15 protein-coding genes are annotated in these 16,024 nt (G+C 66.6%); 9 read left to right on the plus strand and 6 right to left on the minus strand.

The window, feature by feature from the left end; genetic code table 11:
* Positions 1-140 precede the first annotated feature (140 nt).
* From ldtR to Q8S38_RS13215, 3 genes are all read right to left on the minus strand, one after another.
* The gene (ldtR, locus tag Q8S38_RS13205) at positions 141-653 is read right to left on the minus strand and encodes a transcriptional regulator LdtR (RefSeq protein WP_305680877.1); all 513 of its coding nucleotides are present in this window, start codon (positions 651-653) and stop codon (positions 141-143) included.
* 203 nt (positions 654-856) lie between these two features.
* Entirely contained in the window at positions 857-1,303 is a 447-nt protein-coding gene (locus Q8S38_RS13210; protein WP_305680878.1) for a DUF6163 family protein, read from the minus strand.
* 8 nt (positions 1,304-1,311) lie between these two features.
* Positions 1,312-2,367 (minus strand): enoyl-CoA hydratase/isomerase family protein, encoded by a 1,056-nt coding sequence (locus Q8S38_RS13215; RefSeq protein WP_305680879.1) that lies wholly within the window; start codon positions 2,365-2,367, stop codon positions 1,312-1,314.
* A 228-nt stretch (positions 2,368-2,595) separates the two neighbouring features.
* Here Q8S38_RS13215 and hemB point away from each other — a divergent pair, with 228 nt between their 5' ends.
* From hemB to Q8S38_RS13255, 8 genes are all read left to right on the plus strand, one after another.
* Positions 2,596-3,609: a porphobilinogen synthase gene (gene hemB / locus Q8S38_RS13220; RefSeq protein ID WP_305680966.1), complete on the plus strand. Its 1,014-nt coding sequence runs from the start codon at positions 2,596-2,598 to the stop codon at positions 3,607-3,609.
* Positions 3,610-3,778: 169 nt separating this feature from the next.
* Positions 3,779-4,327, plus strand: a complete 549-nt coding sequence (locus Q8S38_RS13225) for a hypothetical protein (protein ID WP_305680880.1) — start codon at positions 3,779-3,781, stop codon at positions 4,325-4,327.
* Positions 4,328-4,340: 13 nt separating this feature from the next.
* Positions 4,341-5,600, plus strand: coding sequence for a threonine ammonia-lyase (locus Q8S38_RS13230; protein WP_305680881.1), 1,260 nt, complete (start codon positions 4,341-4,343; stop codon positions 5,598-5,600).
* A gap of 56 nt (positions 5,601-5,656) precedes the next feature.
* Entirely contained in the window at positions 5,657-6,130 is a 474-nt protein-coding gene (locus Q8S38_RS13235; protein WP_305680882.1) for an RDD family protein, read from the plus strand.
* Between the two features lie 77 nt (positions 6,131-6,207).
* Complete coding sequence (locus Q8S38_RS13240) at positions 6,208-6,954, plus strand: arginyltransferase (protein WP_305680883.1); 747 nt, start codon at positions 6,208-6,210, stop codon at positions 6,952-6,954.
* A gap of 161 nt (positions 6,955-7,115) precedes the next feature.
* Positions 7,116-8,141: a DUF2336 domain-containing protein gene (locus Q8S38_RS13245; protein WP_305680884.1), complete on the plus strand. Its 1,026-nt coding sequence runs from the start codon at positions 7,116-7,118 to the stop codon at positions 8,139-8,141.
* Positions 8,142-8,332: 191 nt separating this feature from the next.
* Positions 8,333-9,325 carry a DUF2336 domain-containing protein gene (locus Q8S38_RS13250; RefSeq protein ID WP_305680885.1) on the plus strand — a complete coding sequence of 331 codons (993 nt, stop codon included), beginning with the start codon at positions 8,333-8,335 and terminating at the stop codon, positions 9,323-9,325.
* Between the two features lie 50 nt (positions 9,326-9,375).
* Positions 9,376-10,038, plus strand: coding sequence for an outer membrane protein (locus Q8S38_RS13255; protein WP_305680886.1), 663 nt, complete (start codon positions 9,376-9,378; stop codon positions 10,036-10,038).
* Between the two features lie 153 nt (positions 10,039-10,191).
* On the opposite strand, the gene parC is transcribed toward Q8S38_RS13255, so the two are convergent.
* Positions 10,192-12,438, minus strand: a complete 2,247-nt coding sequence (gene parC, locus Q8S38_RS13260; protein WP_305680887.1) for a DNA topoisomerase IV subunit A — start codon at positions 12,436-12,438, stop codon at positions 10,192-10,194.
* Positions 12,439-12,569: 131 nt separating this feature from the next.
* Between parC and Q8S38_RS13265 the strand changes: the two genes are divergently transcribed.
* Positions 12,570-13,361, plus strand: a complete 792-nt coding sequence (locus Q8S38_RS13265; RefSeq protein WP_305680888.1) for a DUF1003 domain-containing protein — start codon at positions 12,570-12,572, stop codon at positions 13,359-13,361.
* On the opposite strand, the gene recO is transcribed toward Q8S38_RS13265, so the two are convergent.
* Complete coding sequence (gene recO / locus Q8S38_RS13270; protein WP_305680889.1) at positions 13,268-14,011, minus strand: DNA repair protein RecO; 744 nt, start codon at positions 14,009-14,011, stop codon at positions 13,268-13,270. The two genes, Q8S38_RS13265 and recO, sit on opposite strands and share 94 nt — an antisense overlap.
* 110 nt (positions 14,012-14,121) lie before the next feature.
* Positions 14,122-16,017 (minus strand): DUF7380 domain-containing protein, encoded by a 1,896-nt coding sequence (locus Q8S38_RS13275; protein ID WP_305680890.1) that lies wholly within the window; start codon positions 16,015-16,017, stop codon positions 14,122-14,124.
* Between the last annotated feature and the right edge of the window lie 7 nt (positions 16,018-16,024).

Raw genomic sequence — 16,024 nt, forward strand, 5'->3', positions numbered from 1 at the left:
GCGAATTTAGGGCATGGCACCGTTCTGCAACATGCAGGGCGCGATTGTGGCAGCGACGCCACGCGACGCCGCTCCCGGCCCGGTGGGCGGAAGCGGCGACAGCATGCGAAAGGCGCGGAGCGGGCGCGATCCCGCCCTTTTCAGAGCTTGTAGCGGATCTGGTCGGTCCAGAAGCGCTCGAGGCGCAGCAGCGCGTTGTTCATGCGCTCGAAGTCGTCGGCCGCGATGCCGCCGATCTGCTCGACCGTGCGGACGTGCTTGTCGTAGACGCCCTTCACGAGATTGTGCACTTCGGCGCCCTTCTCGGTCAGGCTGATGCGCACCGAGCGGCGGTCGATCCGCGAGCGGGCATGGTGGAGATAGCCGAGCTCGACCAGCTTCTTGACGTTGTAGGAGACGTTCGAGCCGAGATAGTAGCCGCGTGTCCGCAGCTCGCTGGCGCTGAGCTCGGCATCGCCGATGTTGTAGAGCAGCAGGGCCTGCACGCTGTTGACGTCGTCGCGGCCGCGACGCTCGAACTCGTCCTTGATCACGTCGAGGAGGCGGCGATGCAGCCGCTCGACGAGGGTGAGTGACTCCAGGTAGAGGGGCTTGACCTTGAGATCAGCCTCTTCAGACCTTTCGACGACCGAAGTCTTGACGCTCGCTTTCATGGTATATCCCGCCTGTTGACTGTCGGTCGGGATTGATCTCCCGATCCGCTTCTGAGAAACACCATAGGCGGGCCGGATGAAAACGAGTTTAAATATCAGGATGAATCAGGGATTTACCCCTTTGGGTGAATGCAAGATGAAGCCAGAAACGCTTAAGCTAAAGCGTTTGTTACCATGACTCGCCGCCGCCGCGCCTCGCGCGCTCAGGAGCTTTCGTTGTCGGCCGCCCAGGTCGCCAGGAAATAAGCCAGGATCGCGGCGATGTAGGCGCCCGCCAGCCAGGGCGTCATCGGCAGCAGCAGCGGGAAGAAGAAGGCGAGCAGCAACTGGCTGATCGCCGCCAGCAGCCAGAGCACGCCGCCCCAGGTCGAGGTCAGCCACAGCCCGACGGCGGCGACGAGATCGATCACCGCGAAATAGACCGTGATCGCCTGGAAGGAGAGCAGGCGGGCCTCGAACGGCGGCTGGCCTTCGCCGCCGATTCCGAAGATCACCGCCCAGGCGAGCAGGCCCTTGGCGAGCCAGAGCACGGACAGAAGGCGCAACATCCAGACCAGGACGGTCCGCCATCGCGTCGGCGCCGCACCGACACCGCCGCCGGAGACGTCGTCGCCGCGGGTCCCGCGCAGGGCGTCACTGTCTCCACCCACGGGCAAGCTCAGGCCTCCAGCGCCAGTTCGTCGGCGCCCAGCGGCGCGAAATAGGCTGCGATCGCGGCGGGATCGACCGCATCGAGCGAGGCCGGACGCCATTGCGGCGCATGGTCCTTGTCGATGACGACGGCCCGCACGCCCTCGTAGAAGTCATGCCCGCGGGCGATGCGCGAGACGATGCGAAATTCGGTGCGCATCGCCTCGGCGAAGTCCAGGCTCGCGCCGCGGCGCATCTGCTCGAAGGCGATGGCGACGCTGGTCGGCGACTTGACGGCCAGCGTCTGGCGCAGCTTGCCGGCAAAGGCGCTGCCGGCGGCGGCGGCAGCAGCAAGGCGCGCGAGGATCTCGGACAGGCTCGCGGCGCCGAAGCAGTCCGCGATCGTCTGCCGCTCGCCTGCGAGCTTGGCTGGCCCCGGATCATGGCTGAAGGCGGCGAGGATATCGTCCAGCGAACCGCGTCGCGTCAGCGCATCCACGAGTTCCGCCATGCGCGCGCTGGGAACGGCGTGGGTGGCAAGGCCGAAGGCAAGCGCGTCGGCCGCGCCGACCCGGTCCCCGGTCAAGGCGAGATAGATGCCGGCCGCACCCGGCAGGCGCGGCAGCGCATGGGTCGCGCCGACATCCGGAAAGAACCCGATCCCGACCTCGGGCATGGCGAAGAGATAGCGCTCGCCGGCGATTCGGTGGCTGCCATGCAGCGAAATCCCGACGCCGCCGCCCATGACGATGCCGTCGATCAGCGCGACATAGGGCTTGGGGTAGGTCTTGATGCGGGCATTGAGGATGTATTCCTCGCCCCAGAAGGCGAGCATCTCGTCATGTCGGCCGGCCCGGCCGAGATCGTGCAGGGCGCGAATGTCGCCGCCGGCGCAGAAGGCCTTCTCGCTGGTGCTGGTGACGACGACGCGTTCGACGGCCGGGTCGTTCTCCCAGGCGTCGAGCGCCCGGCTCAGTTCGCGCACCATCGGCAGCGTCAGCGCGTTCAGGGCCTTGGGCCGGTCGAGGATCACCATCCCGGCGGCGCCGCGCACCGCGCACAGGATCTCCGGGTTCTGGGACATGCGGCTCGGCTCCCCTGTCGCGCGGCTCGGTTCTGGGCTGGCGTGGCGACGCTTGTCAACGCGGACGCAACGGTGCGCGCGCCGCCACCGGGTCCGGCATGCGACCACAGCCCCTTTTTTGGAACCGTTCCGATGTGCTAGGAGTGTCGCTCCGGCACCGCCGGCAGCAGCAGGCCGACGGAGGCATCATTGGACAACCGGATCGTGCGGCCTTTCCCGACCCCGCAGATGCGCCAGGATGCGCCCTCCGCTTCGCTGGGGCTGACGCGTCGCCTGCGCCGCAACCGCAAGGCCGAGTGGTCGCGGCGGCTGGTGCGGGAGACCCGGCTGACCACGGACGATCTGATCTGGCCGCTGTTCCTGATGGATTCGAGCGAAGCGCGGACGCCGGTGGCCTGGATGCCGGGCGTCGAGCGCCTCAACATCGAGGAGGCCGTGCGCCAGAGCGTCCATGCCGCCTCGCTCGGCATCCCCGCGATCGCCCCCTTCCCCTTCGTCGACAAGGCGCTGCGCGATCCGACCGGCTCCGAGGCGCTCAACGCGCGCAACCTGATGTGCCGCGCGGTGCGGGCGATCAAGGCCGAGGTGCCGCAGATCGGCATCATCTGCGACGCCGCGCTCGACCCCTATACCTCGCATGGCCATGACGGCGTGATGGACGGCGAGCGCATCCTCAACGACGCCAGCGTCCATATCCTGGTGCAGCAGGCGCTGGCGCTGGCCGATGCCGGGGCCGACGTGATCGCGCCTTCCGATATGATGGACGGGCGCGTCGGCGCGATCCGCGCCGCACTCGACGCCGCCGGCCAGGAAGACGTGCAGATCATGGCCTATGCGGCCAAATACGCCTCGGCCTTCTACGGCCCGTTCCGCGACGCGATCGGCACCAACGCCACGCTGGTCGGCGACAAGCGCACCTACCAGATGGACCCGGCCAATTCGGACGAAGCCATCGCCGAGGTCGCGCTCGACCTCGAAGAGGGCGCCGACATGGTGATGATCAAGCCCGGCCTGCCCTATCTCGACATCGTCGCGCGGGTGAAAGACCATTTCCGGGTGCCGACCTTCGCCTACCAGGTCTCCGGCGAGTACGCGATGATCATGGCGGCGGCCGGCAATGGCTGGCTCGACGGCGACCGCGCGATGATGGAAAGCCTGATGGCCTTCAAGCGCGCCGGCGCCGACGGCGTGCTGACCTATTTCGCGCCGAAGGTGGCGCAGGCGCTGAAGGCGATGGGCTGAGGGCTCGCTCTTCCCGTCATTGCGAGCGCAGCGAAGCGATCCAGCCGGCCTAGCGCTCTACGTTCCCTGGATGGCTTCGTCGCTGCGCTCCCTCGCAATGACGAATGGCGCGCCCACAGTTCTGCGTTACCCTTCCCGCCGCATGCGCGCTCTCCTGCTCCCGATTCTGTTGGCCCTCGCGCTGGCCTCGTGCAGCGAGCGCTTCGAGCCCGCCCAGGTGAAGCTGTGCCGGCAGGCGATACCGGCGCTCAACGGCCCCGAGACCCCGATCGCGATCAAGGCCACCGGGCCGGGACCGCGGCCCCATACGCTGCGCATCGACTATGTCGCCGGCCCCGCGTCGGGCCCGGCGCGACGGCGCAGCATCGACTGCCTGTTCGCCGGCGACGGGCAAGGCCAGCGGCGCGGCGCGCTGATCGGCATCGCCTCCGACGGCCGGCCGATGAGCGATGCGAATTTCTATCTGCTGCGCCGCTTCTATCTGGAGAACCGCGAGGAGCCGCCGCCCGACCCCGGCGCGCCCGCCGTGCAGGGGCGCGCGGAGCCGGGACCGGCGTTGCGCGCACGCCATCGCGGGGCAGCGACGTGCCCATGCCCGAAGACCGGCGTGACCGTGGCATCGCCCCTGTCTCCGGGCGGGGTGTCTCTAGGTGGGGGTTGCGAGCACGCGACGCTGGCCCTGCGCAGCCCTGACCGCAACCGACCATCCGAACGATAAGGGGACCCCGGATATGAGCGAGCCCTTCGTGATCACGCCCGCAGATGTCGAGGAAGCGGCCCGGCGCATCGAGGGCCATGTCCTGCGCACGCCCCTGGTGCCGGCGCCGCGCCTCTCGGCCCTGACCGGCGCGACCGTGCTGGTCAAGCACGAGAACATGCAGGCGACCGCGTCCTTCAAGGAGCGCGGCGCGGTCAACAAGCTGCTGACACTGGACGAGGATGAGCGCGAGCGCGGCGTCATCGCCATGTCGGCGGGCAACCACGCCCAGGCCGTCGCCTATCACGCCCGGCGCTTCGGCATCCCGGCGACGATCGTGATGCCCGAGACGACGCCGCTGGTGAAGGTCGAGAACACCCGCTCCCATGGCGCCCGCGTCGTGCTGCATGGCGAGACGCTCTACGAATCGGCGCAGAAGGCCCGCGAACTGGCGCAGGACGGCGAGCTCGTCTTCGTCCACCCCTATGACGACCCGGCGGTGATGGCGGGCCAGGGCACGATCGCCCGCGAGATGCTCGACGACGACCCCGATCTCGAGGTGCTGATCATTCCGCTCGGCGGCGGCGGGCTGATGGCCGGCAACGCCATCGCCGCCAAGGCGCTGAAGCCCGGCATCGAGCTGATCGGCGTCGAGGCCGGGCTCTACCCCTCCTTCTTCAATGCGATCAACGCCGACGACCTGCCGGTCGGCGGCGCGACGCTGGCCGAGGGCATCGCGGTCAAGACGGTCGGCGTCCAGACCCTTCCGATCGTCTCCAGCCTGGTGTCCGACATCGTGCTGGTCGGCGAGGACCTGATCGAGCGCGCGGTCTATGCTTACGCAAGTCTTCAACATAGCCTTGCAGAAGGGGCCGGCGCCGCGGGGCTCGCCGCGATGCTGAAGGAGCCGGGGCGCTATGCCGGGCGCAAGGTCGGGCTCGTGCTCTGCGGCGGCAACATCGACACGCGGCTGCTCGCGGCGATCATGGTGCGCGAACTCGAGCGCGAGGACCGGATCGTCGCCTTCCGCCTGACGACCAGCGACCGGCCGGGCCTGCTCGGCAAGGTCGCGAGCCTGCTCGGCGAACAGGGCGCCAATATCCTCGAGGTCAACCACGGCCGGCTCTTCCTCGACGTGCCCGCCAAGGGCGTGACGCTCGACGTCACCGTCGAGACGCGGGGCAGCGCGCATGCGGTCGCGATCGAGACGGCGCTGCGCGAGAGCGGATTTGCGCCCCATCGCGTCCTGCCGCGCGGTCTCGCCGGCCGCGACCTTGAAGAACCGGGTCGCTGACCAAACATAATGGCGAGGGGCCGCAGGGACCCCGCCAGACAGGACCCGACCCGCCGATGACCGACTCACGCTACAGCCAGCCCCCGATCGTCTCGGTCGGCGAGCGCCCCCTTCAGGACGTCAGCGGCGTGCTGGGCTCGCGCATCTTCGCCTGGATCGGCGACATCATCGTGCTGGCCATTCTCGGCACGCTGGTCTGGGTCGCGCTCGGCGTGCTCGGCATCGTCACCTTCGGCGCGACCTGGCTTTTGATCCCGATCGCGACGGTCGCCACGGCGCTGGGCTATGCCGCGCTGACGATCGGCGGACCGCGCCAGGCGACCTGGGGCATGCGGATGGCGGGCCTGCGCGTCGAGACGGCCTCCGGCGGGCGGCCCGACGGCTTGGCGGCGGCGGTTCATGCGCTGCTGTTCTACGTCGCGGCCTCGACGGTGGCGCTGTGGGTGCTCGACATCCTGTGCGGCATCGTGCGCAGCGACCGCAGGCTCGGTCACGACCTGCTGACCGGGCTGGTCATCGTGCGCGCCTGAGCGCCCTGCGCGGCTCTTGTTGCCGGCCGCGCTGCTGCTACACTGGCGCTTCAGACCGTTGCCGGAGCGAACCAGACGTGACGCGCCCGTTGCGGGATGCCCCGCAATTCTACCTGACGTCGCCGACCACGTGCCCGTATTTGCCCGGGCGCGAGGAGCGCAAGGTGTTCACGCATCTGGTGGGCGCCCGCGCGCGCGACCTCAACGACGTGCTGAGCCAGGGCGGCTTCCGGCGCTCGCAGAGCATCGCCTATCGCCCGGCCTGCGAGACGTGCCGGGCCTGCGTCTCGGTACGCGTCGTCGTCGACGAGTTCCGGCCGTCGCGCAGCTTCCGCAAGGTGATGTCGCGCAACAGCGATCTCATCGGCGAAACCTTGGCGCCGCGGCCCCGCTCCGAACACTACTCCCTGTTCCGGACCTATCTCGACGAGCGCCATCCCGATGGCGGCATGGCGACGATGTCGGCGCTCGATTTCGCGATGATGGTGGAAGACACCCATGTCGAGACGACGCTGATCGAGTATCGTCGGCGCGGCCCCGACAGCGGCTTCACCGGGAGGGGCCAGGGCGACCTCTTCGCGATGGCGCTGACCGATACGCTCAGCGACGGCCTGTCGATGGTCTATTCGGTCTTTGACCCTTCGCTCGAGGCGCGCTCGCTGGGCAGCTTCATGGTGCTGGACCATATCGAGCGGGCCCGGCGCCTGCGTCTGCCTTACGTCTATCTGGGCTATTGGGTCGATGGCTCGCCGAAGATGGCCTATAAGGAGCGATACCAGCCGCAGGAGCGCCTGACGCCGCAGGGCTGGGAGCGCGCCGACTGAGGTGCCGCCCCGCTCAACCGGACCACCGCCCATTGCCCCTGCGGCAATAGGTTTTGTTCATATCAATCCATGACAGTGGTTTTCGTGGTGACGAGGCTGCGCCACATTGGCCGACGGTCTCGCGCAGACCTGCCCGTGATGAGAAAGGCCCTGGGGGCGTCATGCTGCACTCCCTGTTCAAGCTCGCTGCCGAAACCTCCTCCGATTCACGGCGGCGGCTTCTGCATGCGGTGACGGATCTGTTCTTCTACGATCCCGAGCCCACGGGCATGTCCAAGCATCACTATGGCGAAATCGCGCTGCGCGCCTTGCCGCATCTCGATGTCGGCGCGCGCCAGGGCTATGCCGACGAGGTGGCGGCAGAGCCGAACCTGCCGCGCAGCGTCGCCAATGCGCTGGCCGGCGACCCCGACAGCGAGGTCGCGCGGCTGGTCTTGCGCCTGTCGCCGGTCCTGACCGACCGCGACCTCGCCGCGATCGCGCTCAACCAGTCGCAGGAGCATCTGGCCGCCATCGCCGAACGCGTGCGGCTGTCTGAGAAGATCACCGATATCCTGGTCGAGCGCGGCGACAACGGCGTGCTGCAGACCGTCGGCGGCAATGAGGGGGCGGCCTTCTCCGAGACGGGTTTCGAGCGTCTGCTCGAACGCGGCCGCGAGGAGGTGGCGATTCCGCGCGCCGTGGCGATCCGGTCGGATCTCACAGAAGCGCGCGCCACACGCGTGATGCGCATGCTGGCCGAGCTCGGCGAGGATGACGACATCGATTTCGCCCCCGTCGGCGAGGCTGCGACGATCGCCAGGCAGGCCCGCCAGCAGCGGCTCGAGGTCAGCCAGCTCGTCGCGGATCTGAAAGCGAAGACCCGGGTCATCGACGACGTCGTGATCATGCTCGCCGAGGAGGATCGTGCCTATCATCTGTCCCAGGTCCTCGCGCAAGCCTCCGGCATCGGCGTCGAGCAGGCGCTGCGTGTGCTGTTGAGGCGGGATGTCAGCGGCATCGCCCTGGCCTGCCGCGGGCTCGATGTCGGCTTCGCGGCCTTCGCGGCGATCCTCGGATTGCGGTCGCGACGCCTGATGTTCGCCAACAAGGACACGGAAGACGATCTGCGGCGCTACGCCGAGATCGACCTCACGGCCGCCAAGCGCGGCATGCGCCTGATCCGGATCAAGGCGAAGGTCGCCTGACCCTCGCCGCGGCTCTGCCGCCGCGCGATTTCGACCTCGGTTGCCCGTGTGCTCGGCGCAGCGGAAGCGGCATTTGTCGCGGATCACGCAGGGTCATCTTAATCATCGCTCAATCGCTTCGCGGTAGGTTGCGTCATGGGTTCCTCCTGGATCGAATGATGCTCAGCCAACTGACGCGGATGCCTGCGGAAATGTCGTCCGATTCACGGCGACAGCTTCTCAATGCGGTCACAGATCTCTTCCTTCTGGACGAGGCGCCCAATGACGCGGTCCAGGCGCATTATGGCGACATCGCGCTGCGCTCATTGCCCCATCTCGAAACCGAGGCCCGCCGGGACTATGCCGACCGCGTCGCCGAGACGCCCTCGCTGCCGCGCGAGGTCGCGGTGACGCTGGCCTCCGACCCGGACGCGGATGTCGCGCGGCTCGTCCTCAAGCTGTCCCCAGTGCTGACCGACACCGATCTGGCGGCGATCGCCGTGACCCAGTCGCAGCGCCACCTGGTGGCCATTGCCGAGCGGGCGCGGCTGTCGGAAAGCGTCACGGAGATCCTGGTCGAACGCGGCGACCGCGAGGTACTGCACACCGTCAGCGCCAATGAGGGCGCGAGCCTGTCAGAGAAGGGCTTCGACCGCCTCGTCGAACGCGGCGGACATGACAGCGAGATCAACCTGGCAATCACGACGCGCTCCGACCTGACGCCCGACCGGGCGCAGCGTGTGATGCGTATCGTCGAGCAGCTCAGCGACGAGGGCGGGCTCTGGTCCAAGCCCAACAGCGAAGCGCTGACCCTGGCGCGGCAGGCCCGGCAACAGCGTCTCGAGATCAAGCTGCTGCTCGCGGATCTCGCGGCCGGGGCGCGCGCGCTCGACGAGATCACGACGATGCTCGCCGAGGAGGACCGGGCCTTCCATCTCGCGCTCGTCTTCGCCCAGGTCGCGAGCCTGAGCACGGACCAGGCCCTGCGGGTGCTGATGCAGCGCGATGCCAGCGGCATCGCCGTCGCCTGCCGGGCGCTGGGAATCGGCAGCGACGCTTTCAAGGCCGTGCTCGAGCTCCGCGCGCGGCGCATGATGTTCGCCAAGAGCGCCACCGACGACGATCTGCGCGCCTATGCGGCGCTCGATCCGGCCATGGCCGAGCGGACGATGCGCTTCCTGAAGCTCAAGACCAAGCTATCCTGAGCGCGAACCGCCACAAATCCGCGACATTCGCAGGCCTCAATGCTAGTCTGATGGATGCGATGCGCAGGATGTTCGACCTGCGGCGGCATGGCGAGGATGGCCTGAAGGTGAGATTTTCGCTGCTTTCCGGTGCGCTCTGCGCCGCCGTTCTGATGTCGGGCCCGGCCCAGGCGCAATCCTGGCTGCCGTTCAGCGGCTTTGCGCCGCTGCCCTCCTTCGCCTGGTCGGAGCCGACCGTGGCGCCCGGCGGGGTCAAATGGGAGGGCTCCTACGCCCGGATCTCGACCGGCTTCAACGTCACCACCTCCCGGCGCATGGGCACGACGGCGGGGCCGACCTTCGGTCTCGAAGCGGGCGTGATGAAGCGCGAGGGCGATTTCGTCTACGGGATCGTCGGCGCGCTCGACTACATGCCCGCCTTCGGTGGCTATGGCACGCCGGGCTTCGGCCAGGCCTCCTATACGCGCGACTTCTCCGGCGCCTTCCAGATCAAGACCGGCGTGCTGTTGACGCCCGAGGTGCTGGTCTACACCAAGGTCGGCATGATGGCGGCCAACGAGACCTACCGCTATGGCGCGACGCCTTGGTCGGCGCCGTTCTCGCGCAGCGACATCGCGGTGCGGCCCGAGGCGCGCGCCGGCGTCGAATGGGCGGTGACCAACAATCTGACGCTCGGCCTCGAAGTCGGCGTCGTCGGCCAGGCAATCCGCTGAGAGATTGATTCAGGCGGTTGCGGGGCTGATTCAGGCGATCGTCCCAAGCCGTTGACCACACGCGTCATTCTCGGGCTTGGCCCGAAAATCTCATGACCAGAGACCTCTGGTTTGAGGGATGCTCGGGTCGAGCCCGATCATGACGGTGAGCGCCTACCCCCCGAACTTGTTGTTCTTCGGGAAGCCCTTGGGCGGCAGGCGGCCGGCTTCGCCGCGATGGCCGAGCCATTCCAGGAGTTCGCCCTGCGCCACGGTCCAGGTCCGCCCCGAGGTGTCGCGCCAGGTCAGGCCGTCCGCGAGCTTGAAGGTCTTGGCGTCGGAGACGCCGCCATCCTTGTAGCGCTGCAGCCGGACGCCCTTGCCGCGGCTCATCTCGGCGACCTCCGAGAGCGGGAAGCAGATCAGCTTGCGGTTCTGGCCGATGATCGCGACATGGTCGCCCTCGGCCGGCGTCGCCAGCAGCGCCTCGACGGGCATGTCGACATTGAGGACCTGGCGTCCCTTGCGGGTGTTGGCGACGATGTCGTCGGTGGGCGCGACGAAGCCGCGGCCGTCGGTCGTCACCATCAGCAGCTTGAGGCCCGGGCGGTAGGGGAAGGCGGCGATGATCTCGGCGTGCTCCTCCAGCTCGATCATCAGCCGGATCGGATCGCCGAAGCCGCGGCCGCCGGGCAGCTTGGCCGCCTCCAGCGTGAAGACCTTGCCGTTGGTGGCGAGCACCAGGATCTTCGCGGTCGTCTCGGTGAAGAAGGCGGTCTTGAGCCCGTCATCGCCCTTGAAGGTCAGGGTCGACTGGTCCTGGACATGACCCTTGAGCGCCCGGATCCAGCCCTTCTTCGAGATCACCACCGTCACCGGCTCGCGCTCGACCATCGCCTGGGTCAGGTCGATGTCGGTGGTGTCGGGCATGTCCGAGAAGGTGGTGCGGCGCTTGCCGATCGCGGTTTCCGGCCCAAACAGCTTCTTCACCGCGCGGATATCGTGCTGGATCAGCTTCCACTGCACGGGTTCCGACGCCAACAGCTCCTCGATCTGGCACTTCTCGACGGTGAGTTCGTCGAGTTCGGTCTTCAGCGCCATCTCCTCCAGCTTGCGCAGCGCGCGCAGGCGGGTGTCGAGGATGGCGTTGGCCTGGACTTCGCTCAGCTCGAAGAAGCGCATCAGCTCGATCTTGGGCTCATCCTCCTCGCGGATGATCTTGATGACGCGATCGAGGTCGAGATAGACGATCAACAGGCCGCGCAGGATCTCGAGCCGCTTCTCGATCTGGCCGAGCCGGAAGCGCGAGCGCCGCAGCAGCACGTCGCGGCGGTGGTCGAGCCAAGCGCGCAGCGCCTCGTTGAGGCCGAGAACGCGCGGCACCAGACCGCCGGTCAGCACGTTCATGTTCATCGAGATGCGCGATTCCAGCTCGGTCAGCCGGAACAGCGATTCCATCATCAGCGCCGGATCGACATTGCGCGCGCGCGGCTCGATGACGACGCGGATATCCTCGGCCGATTCATCGCGGATGTCGCCGACGAGCGGCAGCTTCTTGTCGTTGAGCAGCTCGGCGATCTTCTCGATCAGCCGGCCCTTCTGGACCATGTAGGGGATCTCGGTGACGACGACCTGCCAGGTGCCCCGCCCGAGATCCTCGGCCGCCCAGCGCGCCCGCGTGCGGAAGGCGCCGCGCCCGGTGCGGTAGGTCTCGGCCATCGAGGCGCGGGTCTCGACGATGACGCCGCCGGTCGGAAAGTCCGGCCCCTGCACGAAGGTCATCAGCTGTTCGGAGGAGGTCTCCGGATGCTGGATCAGATAAAGCGCGGCATCGCAGAGTTCGGCGGCGTTGTGCGGCGGAATCGCGGTCGCCATGCCCACCGCGATGCCTTGGGAGCCGTTGGCGAGCAGGTTCGGGAAGGCGGCGGGGAGCACGATCGGCTCCTCATCCTCGCCATTATAGGTCTCGCGGAAATCGACCGCGTCCTCGTCGATGCCATCGAGAAGAAGACGGGCGACCTCGGTCATCCTGGCTTCGGTGTAGCGATAGGCAGCCGCATTATCGCCGTCGATATTGCCGAAATTGCCCTGGCCGTCGACGAGCGGGTAGCGCTGGGCGAAATCCTGGGCGAGGCGCACCAGCGCGTCATAGACCGACTGGTCGCCATGCGGGTGGAACTTGCCGATGACGTCGCCGACGATGCGGGCGCATTTCTTGTGGACCTGGCCGGGGTCGAGCCGCAGCAGGCGCATTGCATGCAGGATTCGGCGGTGAACCGGCTTCAAGCCGTCGCGCGCATCCGGCAGGGCGCGGTGCATGATGGTGGAGAGCGCATAGGCGAGATAGCGCTCTTCGAGCGCCGATTTCAGATCGATACGCTCGGATTCATCCTCCGGCGGCGGATCGACCGGCTTCCCCATGGCTTGCTAACCCCCATTGCGATTTCGTCCGCGCCTCTATCGCACGGCCCGATTCGCCCCGCTAGAACGATGGCGGGCGAGACACTGCGACGCAATCGACGCAGACGCGCCCAAAACCGATGGAGAGCCGCATGACGAGCCACGAGCCCAGCGCGGAAGACGGCGTCTGCGCGCTGACCGGGCGCACGCTGCCCCGGCGCCACCTCATCGGCCTCGACGCGCTGCGGCCGGCGCTCGCCGACGCCATCCGCCGCGACCACCCCGATCTCCCGGCGCATGCGCTGGTCTCGCAGGACGCCGTCGCCAGCTATCGCTCGCGCTATGTCAACGCGCTGCTCGCCAGCGAGCGCGGCGAGATGACCGAGCTGGACCGGCAGGTGGCGCAAAGCCTCGCCTCCTCCGAGCTGATCACCAGCAACACCGACGACGAACTCGATCGCGACCGGACCTTCGGGCAGCGCCTGGCCGACCATGTCGCGAGTTTTGGCGGAAGCTGGGCCTTCCTGATTTCGTTCGGCGTCGTCATCGCCTTCTGGATCACGATCAATATGGGCGGCGCGACCCGCTTCGACCCCTACCCCTTCATCCTGCTCAACCTGATCCTGTCCTGCGTCGCGGCCGTGCAGGCCCCCGTCATCATGATGAGCCAGCAGCGGCAGGAGGCGAAGGACCGCGCCCGCTCGCGCAACGACTACCAGGTCAATCTCAAGGCGGAGCTGGAAATCCGGCACCTGCACGAGAAGATGGACCATCTGGTCAACCGGCAATGGCAGAGGCTCGCCGAGATCCAGGAGGTGCAGATCGAGCTGCTGCAGGAGCTGCGCAGCGCTCAGGCTTCCGACGCGAGCGAAGCGCGCGCCGCGAGTTCGACCAAGCGCGCCCGCTCGGGCGGCTCGGCCAAACCGCGCGGCTCGAAGACGTGACGGCGCAGGAAATACGCCGTCAGCGCAAAGCCGGCTGCGAGATCGGTGGCTGAGGGCTGGCGGGCGCCCTGCCCCTCGCTGAGGAAGGGCGGCAGCGCCAGCAGGCGGTCGCGATAGGGCTCGGCGGCCTTGCGGCTGACGGCCTTGCCCGATTTCGGCGAGACATGGCTGAGATCGTCAGGCGAGCCGGTGACGGCGCAGCGCGCGAGATCAAGTCCAAAGCCGAGCTCCGAAAGCATCGCGACCTCGAAGCGCACGACCAGGGCCGGCGCCAGCCCCGGCTCGTGCAGATGCTCGACCATCACGGCAAGCGCTTCATGCAGGCCGGGATGAGGATCGCGCTCCGGCAGCAGGCGCAGAAGGCCCGAAATGGTGGCGAGCCCGTAGAGCGCCACCGGCGCCTCGATCAGGCGCGCCGCATGCGAGGCCAGAAGCTCGACCTTGTATTCGCCGAGATGCTCGTCGAGCCGGGCGCGCCACACCAGCGACACGGCGTTGCCGGGCTGGAGCACCGGCTGCTGCTTGGCCGAGCGGCCGCCGCGCACCAGGCCGAGATGGCGGCCATGGTCCCGCGTCATCGCCTCGAGGATCACGGCGCTCTCGCCATGCCTGCGGACGCCGATGATCGTGGCCTCGTCGGTCCATTCCATGGGATGGGTTTAGGGCGGCTCGCGCGAGGCTGCAATTTCGGGCGCGACGTCATCCCGGCCGCAGCGAAGCGGAGCGCCGGGATCCATCGGAGGGCTCCGACGTCTTACACTCAGGATGCGCAATCCAGCGCACCACGCAGGTCTTCTCGCAGCGGATAAAGCGGAATCATCATCAGCTTGAAGAGCAGCCAGCAGGAGTAAATCGCGTCCGCTCCATAAGGACCATTATCCGTAAGGAGGCCGTGCGCGACCGAGTGGCGGAGAGCGGGACCGGGCCTCCGCAAGAACACGTACTCCAGGTCATGAACGATCTCAGCGCCAAAAATCTCTTCCATGGCACCCCGCATATCGGCGAACAGCGATGTCAGCATTCGATCCTGCTGAGTTTGCGTGGCTGCATCGAAGGTAGTCACGTCGTGACCTGCGGTTTTCAGGACATATCGCAGGCAGCTTTCGAGCAGCGGCGTCAGAATATAGGTCGCCCCGATACGGTCGCCTTGGAAAAAATTCGAAATGCCTTTGGCGAAGGTTTGCTCTTGCCGAGGATCAACAAACGCACTGTTTCGGGTCAACGTCTCGATGAGATCGTCCGATATTAAATGATGCGAAACAATGATCTGTCGAGCCGGTTCAATCGCTCCACTGACAACCATACTACGACGCAACGACTCAGCTTTTACGATCTGAGCGACAACGGCCCCATCGCTCCCTCTTTCGCCAAAACTCGCGCAGTCCGTCCGATGGATGACCTTGCCATCGTGATCAAGGTGCGACGTTCCGAAAATAGAGGAAAGTGGGTAAGCGCGTATCTGAGCTTCCGCTTCCTGAATGAGCTTGTCGGGAGGCGGCGACGAGGCCAAGCCCATCAGGGTAAATAGCATATCGACGAGGCCGAGTTCTTCGAAGGTAGACACCGTCGCCTCGACGAGGTCGCGGATGTCCGTTCGATGGCTGAAGCTGGACATCTCGTCCATTATCGCCGCTTGCACATCGACCAGCCGATGTTGGAGTTCCTTGCGCCTTTCTTTCTTGCCTGGGACTCCATGAAGTTCCGAAATTGCATCAGCAAGGAACTTTGATGCGACAAAGGCGGAGCCTCGCGCCTCCGCTAGCTTGACCAGCGTCTCAGCGGCCAATGCCCGTGTCCGGTGCCGGTCATCGTCACGCTTCGCCATTTGGTAGGCTCTCGCGGCGACGCGCCAGAGTTCGATTTCCGTATCCAGGTCGAGCGACGGTGCCACTGCGCCGATGAGGCCTTCAACATCCTCGGCGACGGCCGCCGGATCAGACAGACAGAAGTCCAGATCGATATTGGCAAAACGTCGTAGCGCTGCGGGATCGTTGGCTGCAAAGGCCTGCTCCCTTAATCGAACTGCAAGCGCTTGAGCATTTTTGAGTATCGGCTCTTCGCCTTTGAGCCACCGAGCTATCTGTAGGCATCGTCGCAGTAGCCGAGCCGCATCCGAATTGAAGGCGTTGGCGGGGAGGTCTTTCGCAGATCCAATGTGCAATTCGCCCGACGCGAGCGCTTCAACGAGTTCAACATATGCTGTCACTCCAGCCAGTGCGGAAACGCGCCTTTTGCGCTCCAGATGCCAGCAGAGGTCAGACAATCGAGAACGAACGACAGCGCTTGTTGCCTTACCGGCAATCGCGGACAACGCGTCGACGCTCCCTTTGAAGTCCGTTGGAATTGCGCTTCTACGGTCACCGAAAACTGCCATAGGCGCATATGGATCGTTCGGATTTCCGACTGTAAGTCGGATGTCGAGGGCAGCAGCTAGCATTGCGAAAATGCGCGCCGATTTGTGATCTTGATCGGCGGATGAACGCTCAGAAGCCCCACGGTAGAGTGTTGCTGCCTCATGATAGTCCGCTGAGTTTGACTCAGACAGCGGCTGATCGACGTCAACCTCCTGCACGTCGTCGACGGTAGCCTGAAGCCAAAATGGCGACGTATGCTCTTTGTCTACCGGCTCGGCTTCACAATCGGTCTCTCGCGCCATGTCGATC

The organism is Allobosea sp. (assembly GCF_030695125.1).
In the GTDB taxonomy this organism is placed as follows: Bacteria; Pseudomonadota; Alphaproteobacteria; order Rhizobiales; family Beijerinckiaceae; genus Allobosea.

What these genes read in the sequence shown, in the direction of transcription:
- ldtR (WP_305680877.1), bottom strand. Translation starts at nt 653, where the DNA reads ATGAAAGCGAGCGTCAAGACTTCGGTCGTCGAAAGGTCTGAAGAGGCT.
- Q8S38_RS13215 (WP_305680879.1), bottom strand. Translation starts at nt 2,367, where the DNA reads ATGTCCCAGAACCCGGAGATCCTGTGCGCGGTGCGCGGCGCCGCCGGG.
- hemB (WP_305680966.1), top strand. Translation starts at nt 2,596, where the DNA reads ATGCGCCAGGATGCGCCCTCCGCTTCGCTGGGGCTGACGCGTCGCCTG.
- Q8S38_RS13230 (WP_305680881.1), top strand. Translation starts at nt 4,341, where the DNA reads ATGAGCGAGCCCTTCGTGATCACGCCCGCAGATGTCGAGGAAGCGGCC.
- Q8S38_RS13235 (WP_305680882.1), top strand. Translation starts at nt 5,657, where the DNA reads ATGACCGACTCACGCTACAGCCAGCCCCCGATCGTCTCGGTCGGCGAG.
- Q8S38_RS13245 (WP_305680884.1), top strand. Translation starts at nt 7,116, where the DNA reads ATGCTGCACTCCCTGTTCAAGCTCGCTGCCGAAACCTCCTCCGATTCA.
- Q8S38_RS13250 (WP_305680885.1), top strand. Translation starts at nt 8,333, where the DNA reads ATGTCGTCCGATTCACGGCGACAGCTTCTCAATGCGGTCACAGATCTC.
- Q8S38_RS13255 (WP_305680886.1), top strand. Translation starts at nt 9,376, where the DNA reads ATGGATGCGATGCGCAGGATGTTCGACCTGCGGCGGCATGGCGAGGAT.
- parC (WP_305680887.1), bottom strand. Translation starts at nt 12,438, where the DNA reads ATGGGGAAGCCGGTCGATCCGCCGCCGGAGGATGAATCCGAGCGTATC.
- Q8S38_RS13265 (WP_305680888.1), top strand. Translation starts at nt 12,570, where the DNA reads ATGACGAGCCACGAGCCCAGCGCGGAAGACGGCGTCTGCGCGCTGACC.
- recO (WP_305680889.1), bottom strand. Translation starts at nt 14,011, where the DNA reads ATGGAATGGACCGACGAGGCCACGATCATCGGCGTCCGCAGGCATGGC.
- Q8S38_RS13275 (WP_305680890.1), bottom strand. Translation starts at nt 16,017, where the DNA reads ATGGCGCGAGAGACCGATTGTGAAGCCGAGCCGGTAGACAAAGAGCAT.